The organism is Myroides gitamensis (assembly GCF_029894455.1).
Classification (GTDB): Bacteria; Bacteroidota; Bacteroidia; order Flavobacteriales; family Flavobacteriaceae; genus Flavobacterium; species Flavobacterium odoratum.
The window spans coordinates 2,231,713-2,254,911 of sequence record NZ_JARYHN010000001.1 but is presented as its reverse complement, the minus strand read 5'-3'; the positions used below and the strand labels follow the sequence as shown (position 1 = coordinate 2,254,911).

Here is a 23,199-nt window from a genome sequence, read left to right as displayed (position 1 = left end):
TTATTGTAATGTATTTAATAAGGCTTTAATCTCTCCAAAGTTTTTCTCTGTCGCGTTAAAAAGCTCAATTTTTCCTTCTTTGTTTATCACAATATATCGAGGAATCCAGTTCAATTCAATAGCTTGTCCAAAGGTTCCTTTCATGCGTTTCTCATCGATGAGGTGAAATTGCTCTCCTTCAATTCCGTATTTCGTTATCGCTTCTTTCCAAGCTTCTGGTGTTTTATCCAATGATAAATTGACAAATACCACATCTGGAAATTCAGCTTTAATTTTTTTAATTTCAGGTAATGCTTTAATACAATCTGGACACCAAGCCGCCCAAACATCAATTAAGATATTCTTCCCTGTATATTGTGCAAGGATTTCTTTAAAGGTAATTGTGCTTCCATCTAATTTGTGGAATACTTGTGTCAACGCTTCTGATTTGAATTGTGTTCCATCAGCGGGCGTTTCTTCTGGTGTCGAAGTTGTTGTAGCTTCCTCTGTTGAGATAACTTCTAACTTCTCTGTTTGTTGCTTACAAGCTGTAGCTGTTAAAGCAAGTATAGAAAGGGTGATAAAAATTTTCTTCATAATAATCAATATTTATTCGTTTAGCTTTATTCTAGGATCTAAATAAGCATAGATCAAATCTACTAAAATTGTTACGATTACGAAAGCGGTTGCAATAGTAAGTACCGCTCCCATGATAATAGGGAGATCTAATGTATTCAGGGCTTCTACAATTTCTTTGCCTAAGCCATTCCAGCCGAATATGTATTCGACAAAAACGGCACCCGCTAACATGGAGGCAAACCAACCAGATAGTGCAGTTACCACAGGGTTCAATGCATTTTTTAATGCGTGTTTGTAGATGACTTGGGTAGTACTCATTCCTTTGGCTTTGGCTGTTCGGATGTAATCCAAACTCAATACTTCTAATAGGGAATTGCGCATCAATTGAATCACAACAGACAACGGACGAATACCCAAAACTAGAGCAGGGAGGATGATATTGCGTAAGGCTAAATAGCGGCCTTCACCATAATCATCTACTTCGTATAAACTACCAGTCATCGGCAATTGTGTATAATGATGTAAGAGATAACCAAAAATCCAGGCAAATAAAATAGCACTAAAGAAAGAAGGAATACTCATTCCAAAAGTACTAACTACCGAAATTAGACGGTCTAACCACGTATTGACATACAAGGCGGAAATTACCCCCAATAGCACACCAATACAAAGGGCTATTCCAATAGCTACTGTTGCGAGTAGTACCGTATTAGGCAGTGTTTCTGCTAAAATACTACTCACAGTTTTGCCATTTTTCTGAAAGCTCTCGCGTAAATACGGAACTTTGAGCATCACTTCGGTTTGTCCTACAGTAAGGAAAACAATTCCAGTGTACTTATCTTCATGTCTAAAACTATAGTCTTCTGCTTGTGTACTATGTAAGGAAATAGGAGACAAATCATTCAAATATAATACATATTGTTTGCTAATGGGTTGATCGAATCCATACTTCTTTTTGATAGCCAAAAGCTGTTCTGCACTTTCATTTTGATCCAACATCATACGAGCTGGATCACCAGGTAAAATTGTAAATAAAAAGAAAACTACACTTACAACTCCCCATAGGGTTAGTAAGGCATAACACATTTTTTTGATGAAATAAGTCAACAAGATTTTTTTATTTTAAGGTAACCTGATTGCGGTCTTTCCAGTGTTTCTTTTCTACAATGATTCCTTTTTCCAATACAACTATACTTGGATTTGCACGTTCAATTGTTTTCAATGTTGTGGCATCAGAAGTATAGTAGATAAAAGGCAATTCGTATTTCTTAATTACGTCATCAATAATAGCATTGCTCGAAGCAGTTAATCCAGCTACAACATAACCTTTCACAATAGCTTTGTTGGCAAAGTCTTTCATTGCTTGTAAACCTTCTGCATCTGCACGTTCTAAATCATACGAAATAATCCAAATTAGTTTAGGCTCTTGTAGCATTTGTTCTAAGTGCTCTTCTCCATCCAAATCCATCGTTAAATCGTGAATCGCTGGTTGGAAACCTTCGCTCAACTGAATATCTTCTCGACGAACAAACTCAGAACCTTCAGGAATATTACCTAATTCTTTATCTGTGAATTTCTCCTCTTTGCCATTTACGTTGTAGTAGAATGTCATTTGGTATTCTGCTTTAGGAGCATCGGCAGGAATTTCCATTCCCTTTTGAATATCGGTTCCTACTTTATACGCTCTAAAATCTTTTAAAGGCAAGTGGTTCAATACCCAATACCCCATAAAACAACACAAAACAACAGTAATCATCATGATGAGATTATTGGTTTTTGCTTGGAATATCGGTTTAATGAATGATTTGAATTTAATGAGTATCAAAATGAGAATCAATAACACAATATCTTTGGTGAAGGATCCCCAAGGCGTTAAAGGTACTGCATCTCCGAAACAACCACAGTCTGTTACTTTGTTGAAATAAGCAGAATAAAAGGTCAAGAACGTAAAAAATACGATCATTAAAAATAATAACGTCAATGTCAATTTACGCATAAAGCCCAGTAATAAGGCAACACCTAAAATCACTTCAGCAATAACTAATACTACTGCTAAAGATAGGGCGTAGGGCGCTAAAAATGGTAAGTTTAAAACTGCTTCCGAAAAATATTCCTCTAGTTTAAAAGAGAAACCTGTAGGATCATTCAGTTTTACTAAACCGGATAAAATAAATAATACGCCTACAAAAATGCGCGACAATTGCGTGATGATCTTCATAATTAGTGGTTGATGGTTATTTATTCGTTTATTAATTCAAGGTGAATCAAAGCAAATACAGCATAATTCAACATATCTTGATAATTCGCTTCTATGCCTTCAGAAGCCAACGTCTTTCCTTTGTTGTCTTCAATTTGCTTGACGCGAAGTAACTTTTGTAAAATCAAATCCGTTAGTGAACTAACGCGTAAATCACGCCACGCTTCTCCGTAATCGTGATTTTTATTTTCCATTAAGGTTTTGGTCTCCAATACATGCTTGTCGTAAAGTGCTTCCACTTCTTCCGCTGTTAAATCAGCATATTTTCCTACGCCAATCTCTGCATTAATTAAAGCCATAACACAGTAGTTAATGATGCCAATAAATTCAGGGATTTCTCCTTCGTCAACTTTGCGCACCGTATTGTCCTGAATACTTCTCAAGCGTTGTGCTTTGATATAAATCTGATCCGTTAAGGAGCTTAAACGCATGATGCGCCAAGCACAGCCATAATCGTGCATCTTTTTTTGGAATAACGATTTGCAAATAGCAATTACCTGATCATATTGTATAGAAGTAGTACTCATTTAAACTATATTTGTAATGGATTATTTTTCAAAAATAGTAATAATACTATGGTGTTGAAAATAATGTTACACCTTTTGAAAAATTAAATATAAATAAAAATAAGATAAAATATTGAATTGTGCTGTATGACAATAAATTGCAAAGGAGAATTAATTGATTTATCTACGCCTAGAATCATGGGGATTTTGAATGTAACTCCCAATTCCTTCTACGATGGCGGCAAATACAAGACAGATGTTGATTTTCTAAATCAAGTTGAAAAAATGCTCACGGATGGGGCGGATTTTATTGATTTAGGTGCCTATTCCTCTAAACCTAGCGCTGAATTTGTGAGTGAAGAGGAAGAAATCAAGCGTTTGGTTGGTGTAGTAGCCTTATTGGTCAATCATTTTCCAGGTATTAAATTGTCTATTGATACTTTTCGCGCTAAAGTGGCTCAAGAGGCTATTGAGGCAGGAGGAGCAATAGTAAATGATATTGCTGCAGGTTTATTAGATGAGCGAATGATTGAGGTAGTAGGCCAATTACAAGTACCTTATATTATGATGCACATGAGAGGAAACCCAAAGACCATGCAAAGTCTCACAACCTATGATGATTTAGTGGTGGATATGCGTTACTATTTTTCAGAACGACTAGCACAAGCAAGAGCTGCTAAAATTAATGACGTTATTTTAGATCCTGGTTTTGGTTTTGCAAAAACAACGGAACAGAATTACGAGTTGATGGCTAAATTAGAGCATTTCCACTGTTTTGAATTACCTTTGTTAGTAGGGATATCCCGTAAATCGATGCTGTATAAACTCTTAGATTGCACCCCGCAAGAGGCATTGAATGGAACAAGTGTGTTGAATACAATTGCCTTACAAAAAGGAGCGCAGATTATACGTGTGCACGATGTGAAAGAAGCAAATGAAGTTAGAAAAATTTTAAACCAATTGATGATATGAGAAAATTACTGTTTGTATTACCTATTCTTTGTCTATTGATGAGCTGTGATAAAAAAGAAATGAAATTAGCACGTGCAGCCTATATTGTAGAAGAAGGAATTGATGACCATTCGCCTATTTACATCGAATATGCAGAGGATGGAATCCACCCGCACTTAAATGATAACAATAAAATTGGTGGAACTAATTTTATCTTTCATATCGAACGTGAACTCAATGCAAAAGAAGTATTGGAAATAGTGTCGAAAATAAAAAATAAAAAATACGATAAATCGAATTTGCACACGGATGAAAAAGGAGTTTTTTATAGCTATGCAGATACGCTAAATAAACACTTGTCTTTTTTTCCATTTAAACGTCTGGATTACGTTTTTGAACGCCCAAGTTCTACTGCAAATTTACTCTACGTAAACGCTTCTAATGATGTGTTTTTTGAAGGAAAAGCCATCACGCGTGATCAAGTTGCAGAAGTAGTGCAAGGACGTGATAGTCTGCTATTGGGATTTAGCAAGGAATTAGATTTCGAAAAATATTTGCAGATGCGAGTATTATTAGAGGAATTAAAAATCAAAGATCAATTTGTAGACCAAGATCGAATCTATTAATCTATTGATGGTGATAAGGCTCATTGCGTAAAATTGTAAACCCGCGATAGAGTTGTTCAATAATAAATAAGCGAATCATTTGATGGGAAAATGTCATTTTTGAAAGTGATATTTTCCCTTTTGCATTTTGATATACCTCTTCTGAAAATCCATAAGGACCTCCAATAACAAATACCAATGTCTTAATTCCGGCATTCATTCTCTTTTGTAATTCATCTGCAAAACCTACACTTGTAAATTCTTTTCCTTTTTCATCGAGTAAAATCAAAAAATCAGTGGGATTAATTTTGCTTAAAATTAATTCTCCTTCTTTTTGTTTTTGTTGAGCTTCAGATAAGTTTTTAGCATTCTTGATATCGGCAATGATTTCCATGTCAAATTTGACGTAAAAAGACAAGCGTTTCATGTAATCATTCATTAAGGTTTGTAATTCCTTATTATCTGTTTTGCCAATAGCTAGTAGTTTTATATTCATCTGAAAAAAGATTATTTTGCGTGCAAAGGTACTATTTTCTAGTTACGCGAAAAAGAGTAGTATAAAATAAGAGCAGCTACTTGAAGGAGTAGCTGCTCTTATTTAGTAATCTGATTTATTATTCTTGTGTAAAACCAGAATACTTAAGGTAAGCATCTATATTCGGGTCTTTACCTCTGAAATCGCGATATAATTTATCTAATGGAAGTGTATTTCCTCTAGAGAATAGCATTTTGCGTAGAATTTCTCCATTTCTTGGTGAAATGCCTCCGTTTTCCATTAACCAAGCGTATGCATCATAATCAATCATTTCTGACCATTTATACGAGTAATATCCTGCAGCATATCCACCGCCAAAAATATGGCTGAAGTAAGAAGAACGATATCTAGGCGGAACCATTTCTGAATAAATTCCGTGTTTTTCCAAGGCTTCTCTTTCAAATTGATCTACATCGGTAACCTCAGTTGATGCATCAATACTATGCCAAGCTAAGTCTAACAGGGTAGCGCCTAATAATTCAGTTAAACTATAGCCTTTATTGAAACCAGATGCCGCTTTAATATTGTCTGCAAATTGTTGTGGCATTACATACCCCGTTTGGTAATGTTTGGCGTAATTATCTAAGATAATAGGATCAAAAGCAAAATGTTCATGAAACTGAGAAGGAAATTCAACAAAGTCACGGGATACATTAGTTCCCGATAAGGTTGGATACATCTGATTTGCAAATAAACCATGTAGCGCATGTCCAAATTCATGGAATAAAGTTACCACTTGATCTAAGGTCAATAGGGTAGCTTGTCCTTCTGCTGGTTTAGGGAAATTCGCTACATTATAGATTACAGGTAATTGCTTGGTTAAATGCGATTGATCTACAATATTGCTCATCCAAGCACCTCCTTGTTTTGAGTCGCGTTGGAAATAATCCGTATAGAATAATCCTAAATGACTTCCATCTTTATTGAAGAACTCATAAACTTTGACATCTTCATGCCAAACGGGTAAATCTGTACGTTCAATGTAAGAAATATCATACAAGTATTTTGCCATAAAGAAAACACCATCTTTGAGTACTTTCTCTAATTCAAAGTAAGGTTTTAGCTCTTCTTGGTTCAAGGCGAATTTTTCTTGTCTTACTTGTTCTGCATAATAATCCCAGTCTGCTGCAGTTAAGGCAACACCAGATTTATTTACTTCTTCTAATAGTGTTGTTTCTTCTTTTACTGCTTGAATAGCATAAGGACTTAATTTAGACAACATCGAAAAAACATCGTCTGGATTTTGTGCCATTGTTCCTTGAAGACTCCAAGCCGCATACGTATCAAAACCTAGTAATTTCGCTTTGGCCGCTCTTTTTTTCGTTAAAGCGATAATCGTTGAACGCGTATCGTTTTTATCTCCTTTTTCTGCGCGAATCCACGAAGCATTGAATAATTTATCTCGTGTTTCTTTTCGTTTTAATTGACTTAAAGCGGGTTGTTGCGTCGTATTATTTAGATCAATCGTATATTTTCCATCCTTTTGAGGCAGGGATGCCAGTTCATTTTCAGATAATCCCTCCAATTCTTCTTTGGTAAAAGAAATGGATCCTGATTTTGTTGCAGCTAAAAGTTTATCACTAAAATCATTGGTTAATGTAGCAATTTCTTGATTGAGCTGTTTTAATTGTTCTTTATCCGCTGCATTTAAATTAGCTCCTGCTTGTAAAAAACGTTCGTAATAAACATCAATAAGTCTTATCTGCTCTTCATTAAGTCCTAGGACTGTTCTATCTTCATATAGTTTTTTTACTCGTTCAAATAGGGCGTCATTTAAATAAATACCATCCGTATGGATCGCAAATTTTGGGGCAAGTTCATTGTTAATAGCTATTAACTCATCGTTGGTATGTGCTCCTGTTAATAAATAAAAAACATTGCTTACTCGAGTAAGAAGAGATCCGGATAGTTCTAAAGCCTCAATCGTATTGATGAAAGTCGGTTCTTCACTAGTAGATGTTATCTTTTCAATAGCTTCTGTTTGCTGACGCATTCCCTCTAGTAATGCAGGTTTAAAATCTTTATTTTTTATTTTTGAAAAATCAGCCGTATGGTAAGGTAGTTCGCTTTCGTGATAAAAAGCATTGGTTTCATCCCATTTTGACTGGTTTTGACAAGAGATGGAAAATACAGCAGCGCCCAATGCAACGCCTATAATCACTTTCTTTACATACATAAGGTAGAATAGTTTTTGGTTTAATGAATGTCAAAGATAAAAATATATTGTAATTGACTTAATTTATTATAAATTTAAACCTCACTTTCGAATCAAAAAATGTCAAGATATTACTCTTTGATTCTCGTAAATATAAGCTATGATTAAAATGACTCCCCTTTTGAGTATGCTTTTCTGTTTAGTAGGAGCAAGCTTATCTGCTCAATCCCTTGCTGTTCGACAACAATTGCAACAACAATACACAACGGATGTAGCAAAGTTGACCTTGCAAAAGATAACGAATGAGGAGGCTGTAGCACGTGAAAAGTTGCGTGACTATCAAAAGAACAACGTTCATTTTAAGGCTCAATTTACAGATGAGATTAATTATTATCAGGCGCAACGTGTAGAGCGAAATGCAGTAATATACTTTAAAACCCACAACGTAATTTCAAGAGGGGTTAGTGGAGTCAATCAATTGAGTGAATCAACTAATCAAGCGTTCAATACGCTATTAGGACAAGAAATGGTTGTTGGAGTTATTGATGGTGATTTGGCTTTTGCTCGACATATAGAATTTGGAGGTCAGGCTCAATCAAGGGTTAAAATGCTAGATAGTTGGAATGAAAATATAGTAGAAAGGGATACTGTTTTTGCAGCAATAGAACGAAGAAGAAATCATGCTACCCATGTGGTAGGAACTATTCTGGCAGAAGGAAGAAAAGAAGAGGCTAAGGGGATGGCTCCTCAAGCTGAAGCATTGAGCTATCAGTGGATGAATGATATGGTTAAATTAGGAAATCTTGGAAAACAAGGTGTTTTAGTGTCTAATCATTCTTATGGAATTGCGGCGATTGATGATAATAAACAACCGCTTTTGCCACGGGATTATTTTGGCGCATATTCGATTGATGCGGTACATCTGGATCAATTGACGTATTTGTATCCTTATTTACAACCTGTTGTAGCAGCAGGGAATGATAAATTATATGCAGATATAGTTAATCCAGATAAGAAAGGCATGGACTTGCTCTTAGGACATGCGAATGCAAAGAATGCAATTGTGGTAGGGGCTGTAGGGATATATGGAGGAGGTATGCTGAATGAGACTGAATTTAGTAGCAATGGACCAACGAATGATTTTCGAATTAAGCCAGATATTGCTGCAATAGGGAAAGATGTATTGTCGTCTGCTTATCAATATCGTTTTAGCAATGGAGAAATTGAGAAGGATAATTTATATACTACACTAAGTGGAACTTCTATGGCAGCGCCTTCTGTTGCCGGAATCTTATTATTATGGCAACAATGGGTGCTGAATCACAAAAAGTTTCCATATAAAGCAGCTACAATCAAGGGTATTATGATAAATAGTGCAGAAGCAATTGCTGTCGAAAAAGGGCCAAATGCAAGAACAGGATGGGGAGTGATTCATGCATGGAATGGAATTCAATTATTAGATGCAGCGGATAAAAAACAAGCAGTTGTTAGGGAAGAGACCTTATTGAATAAGAAATCCAATAGTCTACGCATCAAAGTAATGGAAGAAATGGAACAACTGTCATTTACAATCTGTTGGACAGATGTTGCTGGAGCATATAGTGAAGCGAATTTCTCAGAAGACAAAGGGATTAAAAACCTAGTAAATGACCTGGATATACGTGTATATAAAGATGGGGTTGAGTATTTTCCATGGAAACTTACGAATGGCTACACTCTAAGTAGGGCGGTACGAGGAGATAATCAGGTAGATAATGTTGAACGAATTGACATAGACAATCCCGAATTAGGAGTTTATGAAATTGTGGTCTCACATAAAGGGCAACTTGTAAATCAAGTGCAGGATTATAGCTTAATTGTGAATGGCAATACGTATTCTGGAGTTGTTCTAGAATCGACAAGCGAGAACAAGGAGTTAGAAAAAATTGTTGCCTGGCCAAATCCAGTGGGAGATATTCTTAATATAGAAATACCACAAGCCTTTGTTTTTTCAGCAATAGAAGCTACAATTTACGACCGAGCAGGAAAGTATATAACAACAATACCCATGCAAGCAACGAATAGACAGAGTTTGAATGTATCTTTTTTACCTAGTGGAATGTATTTCCTTACTATTCAAGGTGAGGTGAAAAAACAACAAGTAAAATTTTTAAAAAAATAAAATAGAAACAATAAGCTTGCATTTTATCGTGTTATCGGTATAGTATTCATATAAATCATTAAAGATTTATTCGTTTTTGAAATAAAAATTAAAAACGGCATGTTATTTGATTTTTAATCAATTGTGTTTTTTTTAGAAGGTATTCAGTTTTAAAGCTGTATATGATTTAATAAAAACACAAGTAAATGAATTAAAAATTAAAATAATGATGAAGGTATGAAACGACTTGTGAGTTTAGTATTGGTGGGAATGTCGACATTTGCTTTTGGACAGCAAATGAGTGTAAATGATTCTCTTTATAATCCCTTAATCCCCGTCAACAAACAAAATCTACTCAAAGATTTTGATTTGGTTTTTCTTATGCGATATGGGCTTGATTCTTATGTAGAAAAAGCAAAACCTACAACAAGTCATTTTGATGGCAATGAATTGCGTATTGATATAAGTGCAAAAGTGCATGATCGAGTAGGATTTCGATTTAGAAATCGAATGACTGCAGCGCCAACAACGGGTACCTTGGACCACGTTAATTCTACAATTGACATTGCTTTCATTGATGTAAAAGCAACAGATAAGGTAAATTTTACTATTGGTAAGCTTTCATCCGATTGGGGAGGTTATGAATATGATTTAAATCCCATTGAGGTCTTGGCTTATAATGATATCTTAGACCATGCTGAAAATTATATGGTTGGTTTTGGAGTGGGATATAAAGTCACTACAAAGCATCGCTTCAATGTACAAATACTCAATACGAGTGCTAATAAACTAAAACAAGAAGGAACGATTGCTATCCCTCAAGGTCTAGAAGAATCAAAAACGCCGTTGGCTTTCGTAGGAAATTGGAGGGGAAGTTTTTGGAATGATCAATTCCAAACGTCCTATAGTTATAGTTATTTCTCTCAAGCAAAGAATAAGGGGATGTATTATATAGCGCTGGGGAATAAATATCAGCATAAAAATTTAACGTGGATGTATGATTTCCAATATAGTCATGATGCATTAGATAAGCGTGGAATAATTAGTTCTATGTTTCAGGAAGAAAAACCAGTGATGGCTGAAGATGTGTCTTATATAGATCATTGGACAAGAGTAGATTATCAAGTATATACTAAATTGTATCTTTCTTTAACCTTGATGACAAGCAATGTTTATGCACAACATCACGTTGCTGGTGAAACGGAAAATAATCATATACGCACAAGTTATGGAGTAAGTCCGATGGTTCAATACCGTCCATTTAAAAATTTGAACTTACGATTTTATGCGGCTTACATCGGTCGTTGGTATCAATATTCTTCTTATGCAAAAGAAGCATTAGGACAAGTAAATAGTAGTACTGGACGCATTAGCATTGGCTTTATAAGCCCATTGCAGGTGCTGTAATAGGAATTAGCTAGTAAGATACTGATTTTTCTGTTAAAATTAACCAAAGCATTTACTTTTATAAGATTAAAATTTTACCTTTCCACCCGTGAATGAATACACCTATAGAAGTTAAACAAAATATCATGAAAAAAAATATTGTTTTAGTATTGAGCTTTGCTGCATTGTGTAGTTTTAGTGTGCAAGCACAAAATCAAGAGCAAAAGCGAAAAATAGTGAATAGCTATAAAGAAAATGTTGCCCAAGCAGGTTACGTAAATATTGCAAAAAAGCTTACGGCTCAAAAAATAGAAGCTCATGAACTAGCAAAAGCCAATAATAGACCAATATCAGGTGTTACAGAAGATGGTAGAGTTTATTCGTTACAGCGAGTAGATGATTTTGGTACTTATATTTATTATATTACAAGTAATGCAGGAAGTCGCGTAACAGCAAGAGTTAATGATATTGCTCCCGGAGGTAGTTTAGGTTTAAATCTAGATGGAAAAGGTGTTACAGTTGGTGTATGGGATGGTCAACCAGCTTTAGATACACATGTGGAATTACAAGGTGTAAATGGAACTTCAAGAATTGCACTTAAAAATGATTTACCTGATTTGTCTCGATTGAGTCAATCAGAACGAACTAGATATGTTAGAGGACGTTCACATGCAACACATGTAACAGGGACGATTGCTGCAAAAGGAATAAATCCTAATGCAAAAGGAATTGCACCTGAAGCTCAGGTAGTAAGTTATGATTGGAATAATGATTATGACGAAATGGATGAGGAGGCAACTACTAATGCTCTGTTAGTTTCAAACCATTCCTATGGTATGGCAGCAATCGGTGATGATGGGACAATATATGTTGGACCCAATTATTTTGGTGCTTATGATGATACTGCTCAAGGGTATGATTGGGTAACTAGTAATCATAAATATTATCAACCCGTTGTTGCTGCTGGAAATGATCAACAGTATTATACTCGATTGAATCCTACTAAAAATGGAGCAGATATGCTTTTAGGAGGGTCTGTAGCTAAAAACGTGATTGTTGTCGCAGCAGTGAATCAAGTAGCTAACTATACAAATCCAGCTAGTGTGCGCATTTCTGTTTTTAGCAGTAATGGACCGACGAATGATTTTCGTATTAAACCCGATATTTCGGCTAAGGGAGTAAATGTTCTCTCGACTAATTATGTATTGCCAACACCTATAACAGGCGTGCCTAGAACTGATGCTTATGCGTCATTTGATGGTACATCTATGGCTGCTCCGGCAGTAACAGGTGTGATTGCTTTATGGCAACAATGGGCAATGGAGAATAGAGAAATGCCACTAAAATCGGCATCTATTCGCGCGTTGATGGCACATACTGCTGATGAAGCAGGAAGTGCATCAGGACCTGACCATATTTATGGATGGGGATTAATCAATGCAAAAGCTGGAGTTCAGGTTTTAAATGGTGCAAAAGAAGGATTAGCTTTATTGGAAGAAAATGAACTAATGCAAGGAGCAACGTACGAAAAGGAGTTCATTGTAAAAGAAAGCGGAGGGAAAGTTATTGTGACTTTAGCTTGGACCGATCCGTACGGTGAGGCAAGTAGAAATAACTACAATGAAAATTATGCAAAAAATAATCCTTCTTTAGTAAATGATTTAGATTTACGTGTATATAAAGACGGAGTAGAGTATTTGCCTTGGAGATTAAACAAAGATTTCAATAATCTAATAGCAGTACTAGCAGATAATGATGTAGACAATATAGAGAAAATTGAGTTTGATGGTGCCGAAGCAGGAACTTATACAATTAAAGTGTCTCATAAAGGAACCTTAGAAAACAATAGTCAAGAATATTCGCTTATTTTAACGAGTGATGACTTCAATAACTTATCTACTGAAGAGTTTGAATTGACAGATTTATCTTTTGCTGTTTGGCCAAATCCAGTAGTGGATCAGTTGAATGTAACGATTCCAGAAGAGGTTAATGTAAAAGGGATGTCTATTCAGGTATTTGATATGACAGGTCGTTTGGTACAAAGTTTACCAACATTATCCTCAAATCAAGTAGAAGTAAATATGAGCGGATTGTCTTCAGGTACTTATTTTGTAAAAATAAAAGGCAATGGCTTTGACAAGACAGAGCGTATTGTAAAAAAATAAACAAGTAGTTAAACAACTATAGGAAGAAGGAGAGCTGTGCTCTCCTTTTTTTTTGTTTTTCGCTTTTTTGCTTTTCGCTTTTTTGTTTTTTTGTAAAATCGCGAAGTTGTTTGATTCTTTTTTTAAAGAAATTTTTATCTTTTTATAAGGGAGCACATGGCCATGTGCCCCTCCTTATATATATGTATATATATATAAGGAGGCATCAAAAAACAAAAAAATATCTTTCCCCCGTACGGGCACATGGCAATGTGCCCCTTGCTCGAAATGTTTTTTCAATAGATATTCTTCTTTTGCCTGACGCATTCCTCGAAAACGCCCCTTGCGAAAAGGCAAAAAAGCGTTCACCTATATATAAGGAGAGCATCAAAATAAAAAATATCTTTTCCCTGCCTGTACGGGCACATGGCAATGTGCCCCCATGCTCGAAATGTTTTTTCAATAGATATTCTTCTTTTGCCTGATGCATTCCTCGAAAACGCCCCTTGCGAAAAGGCAAAAAAGCGTTTACCTATATATATAAGGAGAGAATAAAAACAGAAAATACCCTTCCCCGTACGGGCACATGGCCATGTGCCCCTATGCTCGAAACACTTTTTTCAAAAGAAAACCTTCTTTTATCAGAATGCATTCCCCAAAAATGCCCCTTGCAAAAACGCAAAAAAGCGTTCACCTATATAATAGGCGCGGGCAAATGGCCATGTGCCCCCATGCTCGAAACACTTTTTTCAAAAGAAAACCTTCTTTTGCTTGATGCATTCCCCAAAAACGCCCCTTGCAAAAACGCAAAAAAGCAGCATCATCGCTCCACGCGATCCCAAACCATGAAAAAGTCAAAAAAACTTTTAGATGTAACGTGTATGATAATAGCGAGTTGCGACAATTATCGAAAATACTTTTAAAAAAAGGTTGCGTAAAGTTTGGAAGTGGCGAAAAAGGTGCTACTTTTGCATCCGCATTAAACAAGCAGACGTTCATAGAAAAGCAGTAGAAAAGACTTGAGATTAGCTAAAAAATATTTTTAAAAATAAATTTGGATAATCGAAATAAAGAGTCTTATCTTTGCAGTCCGCTTCAGTAAATACTGGGGTTAGCGAAAAGGGATGAAAAAATATTTTTCAAAAAAGTTTTGCTAATTCAAATAAAGTTTTTACTTTTGCACTCGCTTTGGTAAACAAGGGATGACGAAAAGAAGGAAAGAAAAAAATCTAAATTTTTTTTGTCAAATCAAAAAAGTTGTTTACTTTTGCACTCGCTTCGAAATTTAAGTAGAAGAGAGTTTGAAACACGATCATAGACATATTGGACAACAGCATACAAAATAAAGAGAGTAAGGTGATTTTAGGATCACGAATAAACTAGCTAACTTTTTACAATATTAAAAATATACGATGAAGAGTTTGATCCTGGCTCAGGATGAACGCTAGCGGCAGGCCTAACACATGCAAGTCGAGGGGTATAGAGAGCTTGCTTTCTAGAGACCGGCGGATGGGTGAGTAACGCGTATGCAACCTACCTTTTACAGGGGAATAGCCCGGAGAAATTCGGATTAATACTCCATGGTTTATATGAGTGGCATCATTTATATAATAAAGATTTATCGGTAAAAGATGGGCATGCGTATCATTAGCTAGTTGGTGTGGTAACGGCATACCAAGGCGACGATGATTAGGGGTCCTGAGAGGGAGATCCCCCACACTGGTACTGAGACACGGACCAGACTCCTACGGGAGGCAGCAGTGAGGAATATTGGTCAATGGAGGCAACTCTGAACCAGCCATGCCGCGTGCAGGATGACGGTCCTATGGATTGTAAACTGCTTTTGTACGGGAAGAAATGTAATTACGTGTAATTATTTGACGGTACCGTAAGAATAAGGATCGGCTAACTCCGTGCCAGCAGCCGCGGTAATACGGAGGATCCGAGCGTTATCCGGAATTATTGGGTTTAAAGGGTTCGTAGGCGGTTTAGTAAGTCAGTGGTGAAATCTTATAGCTTAACTATAAAATTGCCGTTGATACTGCTAAACTTGAATAGTATGGAAGTAATTAGAATATGTAGTGTAGCGGTGAAATGCTTAGATATTACATGGAATACCAATTGCGAAGGCAGATTACTACGTACTTATTGACGCTGATGAACGAAAGCGTGGGTAGCGAACAGGATTAGATACCCTGGTAGTCCACGCCGTAAACGATGGATACTAGCTGTTCGGTTTTCGGACTGAGTGGCTAAGCGAAAGTGATAAGTATCCCACCTGGGGAGTACGTTCGCAAGAATGAAACTCAAAGGAATTGACGGGGGCCCGCACAAGCGGTGGAGCATGTGGTTTAATTCGATGATACGCGAGGAACCTTACCAAGGCTTAAATGTAGATTGACAGGTTTAGAGATAGACTTTTCTTCGGACAATTTACAAGGTGCTGCATGGTTGTCGTCAGCTCGTGCCGTGAGGTGTCAGGTTAAGTCCTATAACGAGCGCAACCCCTATTGTTAGTTGCCAGCGGGTCATGCCGGGAACTCTAACAAGACTGCCGGTGCAAACCGTGAGGAAGGTGGGGATGACGTCAAATCATCACGGCCCTTACGTCTTGGGCTACACACGTGCTACAATGGCCAGTACAGAAAGCAGCTACCAGGCAACTGGATGCGAATCTCAAAAACTGGTCTCAGTTCGGATTGGAGTCTGCAACTCGACTCCATGAAGCTGGAATCGCTAGTAATCGGATATCAGCCATGATCCGGTGAATACGTTCCCGGGCCTTGTACACACCGCCCGTCAAGCCATGGAAGCTGGGGGTACCTGAAGTCGGTCGCCGCAAGGAGCTGCCTAGGGTAAAACTGGTAACTAGGGCTAAGTCGTAACAAGGTAGCCGTACCGGAAGGTGCGGCTGGAACACCTCCTTTCTAGAGAAAAAAAGAGGTTGGTTTATTTACTCTCGCTGTTTGTTCAAATAAAAAAAATAAGTAATATACAGAGTCTCGTAGCTCAGCTGGTTAGAGTACTACACTGATAATGTAGGGGTCGGCAGTTCGAGTCTGCCCGGGACTACTAAGTATTACAAAGGAAATTCTAGAGGTTAGTTAAACCGTTGAAAGTTACTGTTGACTGTAAACTGTTAACCTGTAACCTTATAATGGGGGATTAGCTCAGCTGGCTAGAGCGCCTGCCTTGCACGCAGGAGGTCATCGGTTCGACTCCGATATTCTCCACAAGAACGCAAGTTCAAAACGATCATTGACATATTGTAACGACAAATACAGTTAGATAGTAATAGTAATATTATTATTTTAATAAAAATTTATAGAAAGTACGATTCGAAAGAATTGTAAGCACATAAGCAAAATAAGGGCGTATGGGGAATGCCTAGGCTCTCAGAGGCGAAGAAGGACGTGATAAGCTGCGAAAAGCTACGGGGATCGGCACACACGACTTGATCCGTAGATATCCGAATGGGGCAACCCACTATGTTGAAGACATAGTATCCGAATAGGAGGCGAACCTGCTGAACTGAAACATCTAAGTAGGCAGAGGAGAAGAAAACAAAAGTGATTCCGCTAGTAGTGGCGAGCGAACGCGGAATAGCCCAAACCAATGTTGTTACGGCAATATTGGGGTTGTAGGACCACGATATTTCTTGCGGATTGAATTAGAATTACCTGGAAAGGTAAACCGAAGAGGGTGATAGTCCCGTATAAGTAAGAGAAGATAAGGATAGTGGTATCCTGAGTAGGTCGGGGCACGTGAAACCCTGATTGAAACTGGCGGGACCATCCGCTAAGGCTAAATACTCCTGAGAGACCGATAGTGAACCAGTACCGTGAGGGAAAGGTGAAAAGAACCGTGAATAACGGAGTGAAATAGATCCTGAAACCATACGCCTACAAGCGGTCGGAGCCCCTTTGTGGGGTGACGGCGTGCCTTTTGCATAATGAGCCTACGAGTTACCGTTGCTGGCAAGGATAAGTGATTAAGTCATGGATCCGTAGCGAAAGCGAGTCTTAATAGGGCGCTTTAGTCAGTAGTGGTAGACGCGAAACCGTGTGATCTACCCATGGGCAGGTTGAAGTTTAGGTAACACTAAATGGAGGACCGAACCGTTTAACGCTGAAAAGTTTTCGGATGACCTGTGGGTAGGGGTGAAAGGCCAATCAAACTCGGAAATAGCTCGTACTCCCCGAAATGCATTTAGGTGCAGCGATGATCATAGTTACTTAGAGGTAGAGCTACTGATTGGATGCGGGGGCTTCACCGCCTACCAATTCCTGACAAACTCCGAATGCTAATTAATGATAATCATCAGTGAGGGCATGGGTGCTAAGGTCCATGTCCGAGAGGGAAAGAACCCAGACCATCAGCTAAGGTCCCCAAATGTATGCTAAGTTGAAAAAACGCGGTTTGATTGCCCAGACAGCTAGGATGTTGGCTTGGAAGCAGCCATTCATTTAAAGAGTGCGTAACAGCTCACTAGTCGAGCGATCGAGCATGGATAATAATCGGGCATAAGTATACTACCGAAGCTATGGATTTACGTTTTAAACGTGAGTGGTAGGGGAGCATTCTATCGACGTAGAAGCCGTATTGTGAGATATGGTGGAGTTTATAGAAAAGAAAATGTAGGCATAAGTAACGATAAGGGGTGCGAGAAACACCCCCGCCGTAAGACTAAGGTTTCCTGAGCTATGCTAATCAGCTTAGGGTTAGTCGGGACCTAAGGCAGACCCGAAGGGGGACGTCGATGGCCAACGGGTTAATATTCCCGTACTACTAATAATTGTGATGGAGTGACACAGTGATGAAAGCACCGCGAACTGACGGAATAGTTCGTTGAAGCACGTACCTATATTCCCTATAGTAAAATGCGTAGGGGATGGAGAAATGCGATAGTACTCAGCGTTTTCGAACAACGAGATAGTGTGCCTAAGGGCTGTCAAGAAAAGCTTCTAAACTTAGATTATTAGTACCCGTACCGTAAACCGACACAGGTAGTCGAGGAGAGTATCCTAAGGCGCTCGAGAGATTCATGGCTAAGGAACTAGGCAAAATAGACCTGTAACTTCGGGAGAAAGGTCGCCAGCGCAAGCTGGCCGCAGTGAAAAGGTCCAGGCGACTGTTTATCAAAAACACAGGGCTCTGCAAAATCGTAAGATGAAGTATAGGGCCTGACACCTGCCCGGTGCTGGAAGGTTAAGAGGAGATGTTATCTTCGGAGAAGCATTGAATTGAAGCCCCAGTAAACGGCGGCCGTAACTATAACGGTCCTAAGGTAGCGAAATTCCTTGTCGGGTAAGTTCCGACCTGCACGAATGGTGTAACGATCTGGACACTGTCTCAGCCATGAGCTCGGTGAAATTGTAGTATCGGTGAAGATGCCGATTACCCGCAGTGGGACGAAAAGACCCTGTGCACCTTTACTATAGCTTAGTATTGTTCTTGGATAAGTGATGTGTAGGATAGGTGGGAGACTTCGATCCTGCGTCGCCAGGCGTAGGTTAGTCATTGTTGAAATACCACCCTTTGCTTATTTGAGATCTAACTCTGCACTGCAGAGGACATTGCTTGGTGGGTAGTTTGACTGGGGTGGTCGCCTCCAAAAGAGTAACGGAGGCTTCTAAAGGTTCCCTCAGCACGCTTGGTAACCGTGCGTAGAGTGCAATGGCATAAGGGAGCTTGACTGGGAGACTAACAAGTCGATCAGGTACGAAAGTAGAGCATAGTGATCCGGTGGTTCCGCATGGAAGGGCCATCGCTCAAAGGATAAAAGGTACGCCGGGGATAACAGGCTGATCTCCCCCAAGAGCTCATATCGACGGGGGGGTTTGGCACCTCGATGTCGGCTCGTCACATCCTGGGGCTGGAGAAGGTCCCAAGGGTTGGGCTGTTCGCCCATTAAAGTGGCACGCGAGCTGGGTTCAGAACGTCGTGAGACAGTTCGGTCTCTATCTACTGTGGGCGTTAGAAATTTGAGTGGATCTGATTCTAGTACGAGAGGACCGAATTGGACCAACCTCTAGTGCATCTGTTGTCTCGCCAGGGGCATCGCAGAGTAGCTACGTTGGGCAGGGATAAGCGCTGAAAGCATATAAGTGCGAAACCCACCACAAGATGAGATTTCTTTAAAGAGCCGTTGAAGATGACAACGTTGATAGGCTATAGATGTAAAGGCAGTAATGTCATAGTCAAGTAGTACTAATAGCTCGTAAGCTTATGTGTACTCCCTCTACTAATAAGTAGAGGGAGGGCAACTTTCTAAAATGAAATAAGTATTTGTTACGTTATAATATACCGAATTAGTTATAGGATCCGAGAGGAATTTATAACAACCGCTTTAGGGTGGTTATTGCGGCGGGGCTCACCTCTTCCCATTTCGAACAGAGAAGTTAAGCCCGCTAGCGCAGATGGTACTGCCACATGGTGGGAGAGTATGTCGTCGCCCTTCTTTTGAAAAGCCTGATTACGTAAGTAGTCAGGCTTTTTTGTTTTATATCGGTTTGGAAAGACGTAGGGGCCAATGGCAATTGGCCTTCTTGCATGATGCATATCGTATCGCAGTAAAATATCCTTATAAACGATACAACTACAAAAAAGCAAAGAAGCGAAAAAACAAAAAAGCATTCCCAAAAAAAATAATCTTCAAAAAATTGGTCTTCTTGCATGATGCATATCGTATCGCGGTAAAATATCCTTATAAACGATACAACTACAAAAAAGCAAAGAAGCGAAAAAACAAAAAAGCATTCCCAAAAAAAATAATCTTCAAAAAATTGGTCTTCTTGCATGATGCATATCGTATCGCGGTAAAATATCCTTATAAACGATACAACTACAAAAAAGCAAAGAAGCAAAAAAACAAAAATACCTCCTATCAAAAAGATAATCTTCAAAAAATTGGCCTTCTTACATGATACATATCGTATCGCAGTAAGATATCATGATGAAGGGTGTACCACAAAAAAGCAAAGAAGCGAAAAAACAAAAATACCTCCTCTCAAAAAGATAATCTTCAAAAAATTGGCCTTATAACATGATACATATCGTATCGCAGTAAAATATCGTGATGAAAGGTGCACCACAAAAAAGCAAAGAAGCAACGCTCAAAAAGCCAAAAAAATCGCAAAACACAAATATTTTTATTTTTCAAAATTCACGTTTTGTCTTATATTTTATGTATTAATACAAAAAGCATTTTATATTGTGAATTTTATTAGCTTTGTTTGTGATGTTTAACATATTTTTTATAATTATTGTGTAATATAGAATAATTGCAGCTTTTTTTATCTAAATTATGTCGAAAATGTACTATCTTTGATAAAAAGAAGAAAAATCCATTTATATTGCTATGATTGAGCGTTTAAAAAGTAGGTTGAAAAGGGATATCCCTCGGGGAATTATATTCGTTATCGATATCTTTATTATTCTTTTCACTTATTTTATATCATTACTTTTCTTAAGTAATTTTTATGGCACTTATGATATTGAACTATTCTATTCTAAGTTGCCAATCGTTTTAGGAGCTTATGTCCTTAGTTTTTGGTTAGTAAAACCATATCGTAGTTTAATTCGTCAAACCTCTATTAAGGATATCGAATTAGTTTTTATTACTTGTTTATTTGCGAGCGTTTTAATTACAATTCCAGCGGCATTGCAACGCAATGGAATTATTGAAGGCGAGCAATTGGATGATTACATCAGACAATCCTATTCATTTATTGTGATGCATATGTTGTTGTCTGCTGCGATTCTTGTTTGTGCTCGTTTGTTTTATAGCCAGTTTTACAGAAGTTATATTTTGGAAGTCCGCAATGAGAAACGCGTGATGATTTATGGTGCTGGTGATTCTGGATTGATTACTTTAAATGCGTTAGCTGCAGATACAAAAGTACGCACACAGATTATTGGGTTCATTGATGATAATGATAGAAAAGTAGGACAGCGTATTGCAGGGTATAGAATTTACGGAAGTAAAGATATTACAACTGAATTTGTTCAGCATTACCGAATTGATGATATAATTATTTCTATTCAGAACATTCAACGTGAACGATTGAATGAGATTGCTGAATACTTAGTTGAGTTACCCGTAAAAATTAAGATTATTCCTCCAGCAACCGATTGGTTGAATGGAAAATATACCAATAGACAAATTAAGGAATTGCGTATAGATGACTTATTAGGTCGTAAGGCAATTAATTTAGACAACCCAATCATCGGTAACGAGCTAAAAGACAAAGTAGTTATGATTACGGGAGCTGCAGGTTCTATTGGAAGCGAGATTGCAAGACAGGTTGCCTTATTTGATTTCAAACAATTAATATTGATCGATCATGCAGAATCTCCTTTGTATGATGTGCAACAATCAATGGTTTCAGCATTTAAAGACCGCATTGTATATGTAGTGGGAAATATTCGAGAAGAGGCTAATATGCGTGCTGTTTTTAAACAATATCGCCCCGAATTGGTCTATCATGCAGCAGCATATAAACATGTGCCTCTGATGGAGTCTTATCCTTATGAGGCAATTTATACGAATATCAAAGGAACAAAACACATTGCAGATTTATCTGTTGCCTTTGGTGTACATAAGTTTGTTATGGTTTCTACGGATAAAGCTGTAAACCCAACGAATGTTATGGGAGCTACAAAACGTGCGGCTGAGATTTATGTTTCTAGTTTGAAAGATACAAGTAAAACGAATTTTATTGTGACGCGTTTTGGTAATGTATTAGGATCTAACGGATCCGTTATTCCTCTTTTTAAGCGTCAGTTAGATGCAGGTGGGCCCTTAACCGTTACACATCCTGATATCACGCGTTATTTTATGACTATTCCAGAAGCTTGTCAATTGGTTTTGGAAGCTTCAATTATGGGAAATGGCGGAGAGATCTTTGTTTTTGATATGGGGAAATCCATGAAGATTATTGATTTGGCTAAACGTATGATTCAATTAAGTGGATTGGTTTATCCAGATGATATTGATATTAAAATTACAGGCTTACGTCCTGGAGAAAAGATTTTTGAGGAACTTTTAGCCAATGATGAAAATACTGTGAAGACACATCATGAGAAGATTATGATTGCTCAAGTAAGAGAACAAGATTTAACTGCAGCGAAGTATTCAATCGAAGAACTATGCCAAGGTGTTTTGGACGAAGAGCGAAAAAAAGATATGATGTATTTAGTTACAACATTGAAACAAATTGTACCAGAGTTTAAATCACAGAACTCGATTTATTCTTCTCTGGATCAGATAGAAGCATAAGGAAAAGGCTATCCAATTCGGATAGCCTTTCTTATTTGTTATTTTTGCCAAAGTTCTATACTTTGGAATTTGATTTCTTTGATTGTGTTTCCTTTTGTGTCACCGATGGGTTTTTCAAAAACAACCCAATACATCATTCTCTTTTTGCTATCGGGGTTGGTGTATACGCAGCTTAATAAAGGCGATTCGGGATTATTGCCACTTCCATTTTTGTATTTCATGGGTGTTGTACAATACGGACTTAGTTCTTCATAATTGGTATTGTACGCATAATTTGCGTTGGTATAGTGAACCTGTTTTTTGCTGTCTAGCGTATATTCACTTTTTAGTAAAAATTGAACACCAAAGTACAGTTTATTGTTTTGTTTTAATTGTTCAACGGTAAATCTACTTTCTTCAGCTGTTGTAAAAGGAATATAGTACATTTTATCTCCATCAAAACCGTCAAAAATACTATAGGATAGGTTGCCTATTTTTACTTCTTTGTTATCAATGGGCATGGATTGTAAAAGTTGTTGAATCTTTTCTGTGTTGGGTTGACTTGCTGTCATTTCATACATCAAATCACCTATTTTTTGTCCAAAATTTTGCGTTTGACCGTATGTTGTTATCGAAAGAATAAATAAGGCAAATACGGTGAATACTAGGTGCGAATAATATTTTTTCATCTTTTTTTGTTTAA

The 23,199-nt window shown here is 37.6% G+C and carries 13 protein-coding genes, 2 tRNA genes and 3 rRNA genes; 11 read left to right on the top strand and 7 right to left on the bottom strand.

Features of this window, described 5'->3' with window-relative positions; all coding sequences use genetic code 11:
* From M2306_RS09865 to M2306_RS09850, 4 genes are read right to left on the bottom strand one after another with little or no spacing between them, the layout of a single operon-like run.
* Positions 1-576 carry a TlpA family protein disulfide reductase gene (locus tag M2306_RS09865; protein WP_259189470.1) on the bottom strand — a complete coding sequence of 192 codons (576 nt, stop codon included), beginning with the start codon at positions 574-576 and terminating at the stop codon, positions 1-3.
* A gap of 12 nt (positions 577-588) precedes the next feature.
* Positions 589-1,668: an ABC transporter permease gene (locus M2306_RS09860; RefSeq protein ID WP_259189469.1), complete on the bottom strand. Its 1,080-nt coding sequence runs from the start codon at positions 1,666-1,668 to the stop codon at positions 589-591.
* Between the two features lie 7 nt (positions 1,669-1,675).
* On the bottom strand, positions 1,676-2,776 hold the full coding sequence (locus M2306_RS09855; RefSeq protein ID WP_259189467.1) for a BT_3928 family protein: 1,101 nt from the start codon (positions 2,774-2,776) through the stop codon (positions 1,676-1,678).
* Positions 2,777-2,796: 20 nt separating this feature from the next.
* Positions 2,797-3,342, bottom strand: coding sequence for a DUF1599 domain-containing protein (locus M2306_RS09850; protein ID WP_259189466.1), 546 nt, complete (start codon positions 3,340-3,342; stop codon positions 2,797-2,799).
* Positions 3,343-3,468: 126 nt separating this feature from the next.
* Here M2306_RS09850 and folP point away from each other — a divergent pair, with 126 nt between their 5' ends.
* Together folP and M2306_RS09840 are read left to right on the top strand one after the other, a co-directional pair.
* Positions 3,469-4,293, top strand: a complete 825-nt coding sequence (folP, locus tag M2306_RS09845; protein ID WP_115092769.1) for a dihydropteroate synthase — start codon at positions 3,469-3,471, stop codon at positions 4,291-4,293.
* Complete coding sequence (locus M2306_RS09840) at positions 4,290-4,898, top strand: hypothetical protein (protein WP_259189464.1); 609 nt, start codon at positions 4,290-4,292, stop codon at positions 4,896-4,898. The genes folP and M2306_RS09840 overlap by 4 nt, the downstream gene beginning before the upstream one ends.
* A gap of 1 nt (position 4,899) precedes the next feature.
* Here M2306_RS09840 and rlmH read toward each other — a convergent pair whose 3' ends face one another.
* On the bottom strand, positions 4,900-5,373 hold the full coding sequence (gene rlmH, locus M2306_RS09835) for a 23S rRNA (pseudouridine(1915)-N(3))-methyltransferase RlmH (RefSeq protein ID WP_002990723.1): 474 nt from the start codon (positions 5,371-5,373) through the stop codon (positions 4,900-4,902).
* Positions 5,374-5,491: 118 nt separating this feature from the next.
* Positions 5,492-7,588 (bottom strand): M3 family metallopeptidase, encoded by a 2,097-nt coding sequence (locus M2306_RS09830; RefSeq protein WP_259189449.1) that lies wholly within the window; start codon positions 7,586-7,588, stop codon positions 5,492-5,494.
* A gap of 139 nt (positions 7,589-7,727) precedes the next feature.
* Here M2306_RS09830 and M2306_RS09825 point away from each other — a divergent pair, with 139 nt between their 5' ends.
* The 9 genes from M2306_RS09825 to M2306_RS09785 all read left to right on the top strand — a co-directional run bounded on the left by M2306_RS09825 (position 7,728) and on the right by M2306_RS09785 (position 22,517).
* Positions 7,728-9,728 (top strand): S8 family serine peptidase, encoded by a 2,001-nt coding sequence (locus M2306_RS09825; RefSeq protein WP_310503492.1) that lies wholly within the window; start codon positions 7,728-7,730, stop codon positions 9,726-9,728.
* A gap of 216 nt (positions 9,729-9,944) precedes the next feature.
* The gene (locus M2306_RS09820) at positions 9,945-11,114 is read left to right on the top strand and encodes a porin (protein WP_259189447.1); all 1,170 of its coding nucleotides are present in this window, start codon (positions 9,945-9,947) and stop codon (positions 11,112-11,114) included.
* A gap of 125 nt (positions 11,115-11,239) precedes the next feature.
* Complete coding sequence (locus M2306_RS09815; protein WP_236594055.1) at positions 11,240-13,258, top strand: S8 family serine peptidase; 2,019 nt, start codon at positions 11,240-11,242, stop codon at positions 13,256-13,258.
* Between the two features lie 1,388 nt (positions 13,259-14,646).
* Positions 14,647-16,164 (top strand): 16S ribosomal RNA (locus M2306_RS09810).
* A 71-nt stretch (positions 16,165-16,235) separates the two neighbouring features.
* Positions 16,236-16,309, top strand: a tRNA-Ile gene (locus M2306_RS09805).
* A gap of 87 nt (positions 16,310-16,396) precedes the next feature.
* Positions 16,397-16,470 (top strand) — tRNA-Ala (locus M2306_RS09800).
* Positions 16,471-16,592: 122 nt separating this feature from the next.
* Positions 16,593-19,471: ribosomal RNA gene (locus M2306_RS09795) — 23S ribosomal RNA — on the top strand.
* Between the two features lie 116 nt (positions 19,472-19,587).
* Positions 19,588-19,697: ribosomal RNA gene (rrf, locus tag M2306_RS09790) — 5S ribosomal RNA — on the top strand.
* The 16S, 23S and 5S rRNA genes sit together here with 2 tRNA genes alongside, the layout of an rRNA operon.
* Positions 19,698-20,597: 900 nt before the next feature.
* Positions 20,598-22,517 carry a polysaccharide biosynthesis protein gene (locus M2306_RS09785; RefSeq protein WP_259190534.1) on the top strand — a complete coding sequence of 640 codons (1,920 nt, stop codon included), beginning with the start codon at positions 20,598-20,600 and terminating at the stop codon, positions 22,515-22,517.
* Between the two features lie 38 nt (positions 22,518-22,555).
* On the opposite strand, the gene M2306_RS09780 is transcribed toward M2306_RS09785, so the two are convergent.
* A complete protein-coding gene (locus M2306_RS09780; protein WP_259190536.1) occupies positions 22,556-23,185 on the bottom strand; it encodes a hypothetical protein in 630 nt (209 codons plus the stop codon).
* Positions 23,186-23,199: the final 14 nt, after the last annotated feature.